The following is a 7823-nucleotide window of genomic DNA, read 5'->3' on the forward strand; positions in this document are numbered from 1 at the left end:
GTGTCGCACACGCGCTCGGGTGTGACGCGCCCCGACGTACGCGCGGCGATAGCCGCGCCATGCCGGCAGGCCTCTTCCCCGAAATGCAGTGACCCGTCGTCGCGTCATCGCCCCCCCCTGGGCACGAACCATCCGGTTTCAGGTGACGCTCTCCCTCGGCGTACTGTTCATGACGCTTGCCGGGAGTGCGGGGTACGGCTTCTATGCGCTGAACCTGCGCCGACATGACTACGAAATTCTGAACCTGTCCGGACAGCTCCGCGTGACCAGTGCGGCCATGGTCAATGACGCCCGCACGTTCCTGCAGGTGTCGTCCGATTCCACGGCGGACCGCGGTGCTGAGCATCAGGTGTACTACGACGGGTTGCGGCGACACATGGCGTTGTACGACAAGATCATCACCGCCTTTGTCGCGCGCCGATTCGAGCCCGAGCTGACTGGCCGGTACGACGCGATCGTCTGCGTCTGGGACGCGCGCTCCCGCTCACAACTGCAGCGGACCGCTGAGAATTGGCAGGCCTTCCGTCATGCCCTGAATCGGCGGCTGGGCGCCGCGAACGGAGCGCGCGACGTCACCCACGGTGCGGAGTACGTCGCCCAGTTCGGTGACGAGCTGTCCACGTCGTCCGCGCTGCTGGCTCGCGCGTTTCAGGACATGATGGAGCAGAAGCTCGCCACCATCCGGCTGTTCAATCAGCTGGTCATGGCAGTTGCCGCCGTGATCATGGTGGCGCTCATCGTGCTGCTCTACCGTCGGTTGGTCAGACCGTTGCGCCAGACCATGGACGGCTTCTCGCGCGTGGCGCGGGGAGACCTTGGCCACCAGGTCCCGGTGCAGGGTGGCAGTGAGATCGGCCAGATGACGACGGCGTTCAACCAACTGTCGGTCCGACTCAACGCCCTGTTCCGGCTGACCGATCGCATCGCCCAAGGCAATACGCTCGACGAGACGCTGCGCTTCGTGACCGAGGAGTTCCGGTGCTTTCTGCCGCTGGATTGGGTGGGGCTCTTCTTCGTGACGCCCGACGGCGAGCGACTCGTCCTCGAACGGCAGTATGGCGGAGACGCCACGCCCTTGCGCGAGGGCATGTCGTTCCCGCACTTCGGGGTACCATTGCAGGCCGGTGCCCTGCGCACCGTCAACGATCTCGGCGCCGATCACCGAGACAACCCGTCGGATGCCTGCCTCGGGATGCTCCGGCGCGCGGGCTTCGAGTCGGCGATGCTGCTGCCCACCAAGGGGAGTGGCGGCGTTGCACTGCTGGTCTTCGCCTCGCGTGTCCGTGGGGTGTACGCGTCCGAACATATCGACCTCGTCCGGAACGTGGCCGGGCAGCTCAACCATGCCCTCGGCAAGACCGCGTTAATGGAAGGGCTTGTCGTCTCGGCCGTTCAGGGGCTCGCCAAGCTTGCCGAGAGTCGCGATCCGGACACCGGTGATCACCTGGCGCGGATGGCCCTGTACGCCGCCCTCATCGCCGAGGAGCTCGGGCGCGCCGGACCGTACCAGGGTCGGATTTCGGCCGCCTTTATCCGGTCGATTCACCAGTTCGCCCCGATGCACGACATCGGTAAGGTGGGCTTGGGCGATGCCATTCTGCGCAAAGCCGGGCGGCTCAGTGTAGCCGAGCGGCTGGAGATGCAGCGCCACCCGAGCATCGGTGCCGAGGTACTGCGGCTGTGCGAGGCACAGGTAAATGGCCTCGGCTACAGCATCTTCCGCATGGCGATCGAGATCGCCGAAGGGCATCACGAGCGCTTTGATGGCACCGGCTATCCGCTGGGGCTCGCCGGGAACGCCATCCCGCTCGCCGCCCGCATCGTTTCCGTCGCCGACGTGTTCGATGCGCTGACCTCGAAGCGGGCCTACAAGGAGGCCTGGCCGGTGGAGCAGGCGCTCGCGAAGGTGGAGGCGGAGGCGGGAGCGCAGTTTGATCCCCATGTCGTGGCCGCCTTCCGCCGAGCCCTGCCACGGGTGCTCGAGGTCTACCAGCGCTTCGAGCATGGCGGCTCCGATGACGTCGAGGTCCGCGACACCGGGCCCACACAGGATGCACACGAGCTGATCAGCGCCGGACGGGTCTAGGGGGGGTGGCCGCCGGAGGCGACGGCGTCCCACGACCGGCTCTTTGAGCCCCGCCCACACGACAGCGGAGTCGTAGCGTTCGCGCCCGCCCGAGCGCGCGAAGAGCGTCGCCGTTCGTCGGCCGCACCACCAACAAACGCAAGCCTGAGCGGGGCCACCACGCCGGCATCGCGGCTCGTGCTGGTCGAAAACAGCCGACCACGTCGCGCGCACCATGCGGTGCCGTAGCGGAAATGCCTGTCAGTCCCCGCCTCGCGTGCCGTCTGCTCGCTGTACGCCTCGGTCGACGGTCCGTTGGCAATGGCCTTCGCGCCTCGTCACGGGCGGACGTGGAGCAATGGGGTCTTTGCGCGTCCTGACGGCGCCCTATGGCGTACGATCTGGCCACGACCAACACCGGCGCATCTATCGACGAGGCGGACGACCGCGCGCCGCAGGCCCCAGCCACGGCCTGCGGCGGCTCCGCCGCCGAACCGCCCCTGCCCTCCGTCGCGACCCGGCGTGCCGAGATTCAGGCCTTTCATGCGCGAGATCCCCGTGCTTGACCCGCGCCCGGCCGATGCGATGCTCGGCTACGACAATTTCGGGCTCCCCAACTGAGCGGTACGCTCCCCGGGAGTTCGGCCTCGCGTGGCCTCGTGTGGGACGCTCGGCCGCCCCGAAACCGTGCCTGAAGTGCTCGGCAAGGCTCCGACCGCCGAACGCGGTTTCCGAACTCCGATTTCGGACACCCATCCGACCTCCGATGTCCGATGGGCGGATTGATCGGATCGATCAGATTGGTCGGAGGTCGGAAGTCGGATCAATGCCGGAGGTCCGAGATCGGAAACCGCGTCCCGAATTCGGAGGTCGGAGGGGTGTGCGGCCGATGTTACCCGCACCGCGAGTCCGACTGCCGACCGCCGAACGCCGTTTCCGAACTCCGATTTCGGACACCCATCCGACCTCCGAAATCCGATGTCCGATGGTCCGACCGCTCCGATCGCCTCTGATCAATCGGATTGGCCGGATGTCCGCGGTCCTACCGCACCAGCTTCTTGTACTTGATCCGATGCGGCTGGTCCGCGTCCGGCCCCTTCCGCTTCTTCAGGTCCGCGAGGTACGCGCCGTAGTTCCCCTCGGACTACTCCGCGTCTCGTGAACCGACGGCGCGCCACTGTGCACCGACGCCGAGGGCCGAAACCCACTGCTCGGCGTACGCTCGATCAAAGGACGGACCCGCGAGGCGCATCAGCGCGCGAACGTCCTCAAGCTGCCTGGCCGACGCGCCCATCCGTGCCCACTCGAGTTTCGCCAGCACAAGGTCCTCGACTGTCGCCACGGGCAGTCGCGTCGCCCCCAGCACGCATTCGGTGCGCCGCGCAAACTCCGCTTCGCTGAACGGTCGGTCCTTGCGGATGATCAGGTCGATCTTCCACCCCGATTCGACATCCACGACGTTGAACATCGTGCGGAGCGCGAGCGCCTCGCGCGCCGCCTCTGGCGACACATACCGTCCCGACGCAAGTACGCCCGCGACAAACCGCTCCAGCGAGGCCGCGGTTGGCTCAATCACGAGATCGATGTCCATCGTGGCGCGCCCGGCACCATGGACCGCGGCGGCGAACGATCCCGTCAGCATGCATGGGACGCCCGCCGCCGTCAGTGCGTTCACGATCTCGTCGAGCAGTCCCGTGACACTCATCAGCCGCCATCTCCGCCCGCCGGCACACTCGATGACATCAGCGCCAATTCCACCATCGACCGATCCGGATAGCGCGCCTTGAGGCGCGACAGCGCCGCCGCGTGCACGAGCTCACTCAACTCCAACGCGTCACGCAGTCGCGCCTCGGGGGAGCGAGCGCGGATGGCGGCCAACTGCACCGCCTCCGCTTCCAGGCTCGTGTCAAGCGCCATGGTCACCGCACCAGCTTCTTGTACTTGATGCGGTGCGGCTGGTCGGCATCGGGACCCTTCCGCTTCTTCAGGTCCTCGATGTACGCCTGATAGTTGCCCTCGAACCACACCACCTCCGAGTCCCCCTCGAAGGCGAGAATGTGCGTGGCCACGCGGTCCAGGAACCAGCGATCGTGGGAGATGATCACCGCGCACCCGCTGAAATCCAGCACCGCGTCTTCCAGCGCCCGCAGCGTATCCACGTCGAGATCGTTCGTGGGTTCGTCAAGCAGCAGCAGGTTGCCTCCCTGCATCACCGTCTTCGCCAGGTGCAACCGGTTGCGCTCACCACCACTCAGGTTGGCCACCAGCTTCTGCTGGTCGGCACCCTTGAAGTTGAAGCTCGCCGCGTACGCGCGGGAATTCAGCTCGCGCTTCCCCGCGGGAATCGTTTCCCGCCCCCCCGAGATCTCCTCCCACAGCGTGCGCTTCCCCTCCAGCGTGCGCTGCTGGTCCTGATACGAGATCTGCACCGTGGGCCCCACGAACAGTTCGCCCGCATCCGGCGTCTCGAGGCCGTTGATCATGCGGAAGAGCGTCGTCTTGCCCGCGCCGTTGGGACCGATGATCCCCACGATGCCGGCGCGCGGCAGGTCGAAGTTGAGGTTGTCGAAGAGCAGCTTGTCGCCGTACGCCTTGCGCAGCCCCTTTGCCCGCACCACGTCATTGCCCAGGCGCGGCGCCGGCGGAATCACGATCTCGTTGCTCATCACGCGATCGTTCTGCGCCTCGCTCGCCAGCTCCTCGTACGCCTGCAGACGCGCCTTGTTCTTGGCCTGCCGCGCCCGCGGCGACATACGCACCCACTCGAGCTCCTTCTGCAGCGTCTTCTGCCGGGCACTCGCGTGCTTCTCCTCGAGCGCGAGACGCGCCTGCTTCTGCTCCAGCCAGCCGCTGTAGTTCCCCTCGTACGGCACCCCCTTGCCACGATCCAGCTCGAGAATCCACTTGGCCACGTTGTCCAGGAAGTAGCGGTCGTGGGTGATCGCCACCACCGTGCCCGCAAACTTCTCGAGATAGTGCTCCAGCCACGCCACGCTCTCCGCGTCAAGGTGGTTGGTGGGCTCGTCGAGCAGCAGCATGTCCGGCTCTTCCAGCAGGATCTTGCACAGCGCCACCCGGCGCTTCTCGCCACCGGACAGGGTCGTCACCGACCAGTCGCCCGGTGGCAACCGCAGCGCGTCCATCGCCACGTCGATCTTGTTGTCGAGATTCCAGAGGTCGTGCTGGTCGATGTACTCCTGCAACTTCCCCTGCCGGTCCATCAGCGCGTCGAAGTCGGCGTCGGGCTCGGCGAACTTCATCGAGATCTCGTTGAACTCGTTCAGCGCGTCACGCTGCGCCTTCACCGCCAGCTCCACGTTGCCGCGTACGTCCAGCGACGCGTCCAGCTCGGGCTCCTGCGGCAGGTAGCCCACCCGCGTCCCCTTGTGGGCCCACGCCTCACCCTGAAACTCGGTATCCACCCCGGCCATGATGCGCAGCAGCGACGACTTGCCGGCACCGTTGGGGCCAAGCACGCCGATCTTCGCGCCGGGATAAAACGAGAGCCAGATGTCGTCAAGGATGATGCGCGAAGGTGGAACCACCTTGCGCAACCCCTTCATGACGTAAATAAACTGCGGAGCCATACCTGTTTCCTTGATTTCTCTCTGGGGAATCGCCCTGAAAAGCCACCAAATGGGTCGTTTTGGGGTAGATTCCCCATAACTTTCCCCATACCTCGTTTTGATGCTGTTCTAACGGACGGACCTATGGCGATTCGTGCTAAGAAGAAAGTTAATGGAAAATGGCAACCGTCGGGAAGTTATCTGGTGGATGTGGTCACCAAGACGGTCGGTCGTATCGTGAAAGCAACGGGAATCTTTCCGACGACCAAGAATGCTCGGGAAAAGCTGGAGCAGGTCAAGTTGATGTTGAAGGACCTGGACATTAGCCGTGACGAGCAGCGGCTCACACAAATCAAACTCGGGAAGGTCAAACTTCTTGACGCGCTTGCGGCGTATCAGTCAGGACGAGTCAGTGCGATTGAGGCATACGCTGGAGACGCGCTTCTTCCATCAATGACGAAGTGGCTTCAAACGTATTCATCAAGTCCGTACACGCTCACGCAGTACACCGAATTCATTAAACGTCTTCAGCGTCTCGGCCTTGTTACACCAAGTACAAGAGTCCGTGAGATTCCCGACGTCGTGCGCGCGCTTAAGGCGAAGATGAATCGTGAAGGCAAGGCCATCTACTTCCGCTCTGTTCGCCAGATGTTCATCAGCTATACCAAGACAGGCCTTGGCTATGACGCTGATAGCATGATTCTGAAAGAGCTGAAGAAGATTTCGCTCATCCCTGTTCGGTCACGACGCGAGCACCATCCATTCGCGCATTTTCACGAACTGATTGAACTTGGGCAGCGAATCAACTCGTCGGGGCGTTGGGGAAACCGAACGGTGGACTATCGGTCGTGGGTGTTCTTCATGACCCTTACGGGAATCCGTCCGACAGAGTTTGAACGCGGAGCGTGGGAGCGTGACACCAAGACGGGACACATTCGTATCAAGGGGACTAAAACGGTAAACGCCAATCGCGTTGTACCAAATATCATTTGGCTTCCCGCTGAGCCTCGCCGTCTTGCGAATCTGCAAATGCGGCTTATCAACCTTCATCCACCAACACCAATTCGTTGTCGGGACTTTCGGCGAAGTGCGGCGTTGTTCTACGAAGCTGCTGGCATCCCTCGTAGCCGTTACTCCTATTACCTCGGCCACGGCCATCGCGACATTACAGGTATCTACGAACGCCACACTCCAACGACCGCACAACTTGACGCCGACCGAGCAAAGATACTGAAGTGGATAGATGAGCAGCGACAGAACAAGCCTGTCAAACAGCCGCGAGTGTGGTCGCCGACGGCAAAGGCATTTCTTGAAGAGTTGTACGAATCCTGAGTTGTACCTCAATCAGCTACTGCGATAGCGCGACGACGGGAGGGGTTTTGATTCGCACAAACACCGAGCCGTCGGGAAATAGCAACGAGTCGGGAGCGACAAACGTGAAGGCCTGGCACGACTGCTCCTTAAGCGCGCCGATGCAAATCATCGGAAGGCTTACGCAGCCTTTTGGGTTGAGACCCAATACGCATTCGGGTTCGCCGCCGTCTTCGTAACCTTCTCGCCAGTCCTGACGCTCGGCGGCCGGCTTGCGTGAACCGAAGCGCGTGGTCCAATGCTTCGCGCGCGCCACCTTGGTTTCTTCCCACAAGATAAGGCCGCTGGCGGTTGAATCAGCATTGAGTGTTAAGGTGTCGCCACGCAGCGACGCTGGTGCCTGACGCTCCCAATGTCCTACGAGGGCAGACGGAGGACGAGGTTCAAACGTCTCAGGCACTGGTTCATCTGATACGCACGCGGTGACTGAGGCGGTGATGAGAGCAAGTGCAACTAGTCGCATAATCAGCTCCGGAGTGGTGATTCGCCAACGAAGGGGCAATTGTCGCTTCTATGTTGTTCTCTCGTTTTCACCTCAGCAAGGCGTTGGAACACACTCGGAATTTCATTACGGAAACCGAGATGGTGACCACAGTTGAATTGGTTCATCAACTCCCGACTTGGTAGAAAAACCCACAGGTTGATTTGATATGCTCCCACGGGATTCATCCCAGGGGAGCATTGAACCGCCCCGGGTTTGGCGGAGGCTCCCAGCTTTGAGAGATTGGGAGCATGACGAAAGACAAAGGGGTCCGGGGGCGCGGCAGCAAGCCGTTCTCGCCGGAGGTCCGCGAGCGGGCCGTCCGGCTGGTGCAGGAGCA

General features: G+C 63.1%; 6 protein-coding genes. 2 read left to right on the forward strand and 4 right to left on the reverse strand.

Features of this window, described 5'->3' with window-relative positions:
* Positions 1-88 precede the first annotated feature (88 nt).
* Positions 89-2086 carry an HD domain-containing phosphohydrolase gene (locus O9271_RS12510; RefSeq protein WP_298270178.1) on the forward strand — a complete coding sequence of 666 codons (1998 nt, stop codon included), beginning with the start codon at positions 89-91 and terminating at the stop codon, positions 2084-2086.
* Positions 2087-3209: 1123 nt separating this feature from the next.
* On the opposite strand, the gene O9271_RS12515 is transcribed toward O9271_RS12510, so the two are convergent.
* The 3 genes from O9271_RS12515 to ettA are packed head-to-tail and all read right to left on the reverse strand — an operon-like array spanning position 3210 to position 5652.
* Positions 3210-3770: a hypothetical protein gene (locus O9271_RS12515; RefSeq protein ID WP_298270180.1), complete on the reverse strand. Its 561-nt coding sequence runs from the start codon at positions 3768-3770 to the stop codon at positions 3210-3212.
* A complete protein-coding gene (locus O9271_RS12520) occupies positions 3770-3982 on the reverse strand; it encodes a hypothetical protein (protein ID WP_298270182.1) in 213 nt (70 codons plus the stop codon). Before O9271_RS12520 ends, O9271_RS12515 begins: the two co-directional genes overlap by 1 nt.
* Positions 3983-3984: 2 nt before the next feature.
* Entirely contained in the window at positions 3985-5652 is a 1668-nt protein-coding gene (gene ettA / locus O9271_RS12525; RefSeq protein WP_298270184.1) for an energy-dependent translational throttle protein EttA, read from the reverse strand.
* Positions 5653-5775: 123 nt separating this feature from the next.
* Here ettA and O9271_RS12530 point away from each other — a divergent pair, with 123 nt between their 5' ends.
* On the forward strand, positions 5776-6963 hold the full coding sequence (locus tag O9271_RS12530; protein WP_298270187.1) for a hypothetical protein: 1188 nt from the start codon (positions 5776-5778) through the stop codon (positions 6961-6963).
* Positions 6964-6979: 16 nt separating this feature from the next.
* Here the strand turns inward: O9271_RS12530 and O9271_RS12535 are convergent, their stop codons facing one another.
* On the reverse strand, positions 6980-7402 hold the full coding sequence (locus O9271_RS12535) for a hypothetical protein (protein WP_298270189.1): 423 nt from the start codon (positions 7400-7402) through the stop codon (positions 6980-6982).
* Positions 7403-7823 lie beyond the last annotated feature (421 nt).

The organism is Gemmatimonas sp. (genome assembly GCF_027531815.1).
Classification (GTDB): domain Bacteria; phylum Gemmatimonadota; class Gemmatimonadetes; order Gemmatimonadales; family Gemmatimonadaceae; genus Gemmatimonas.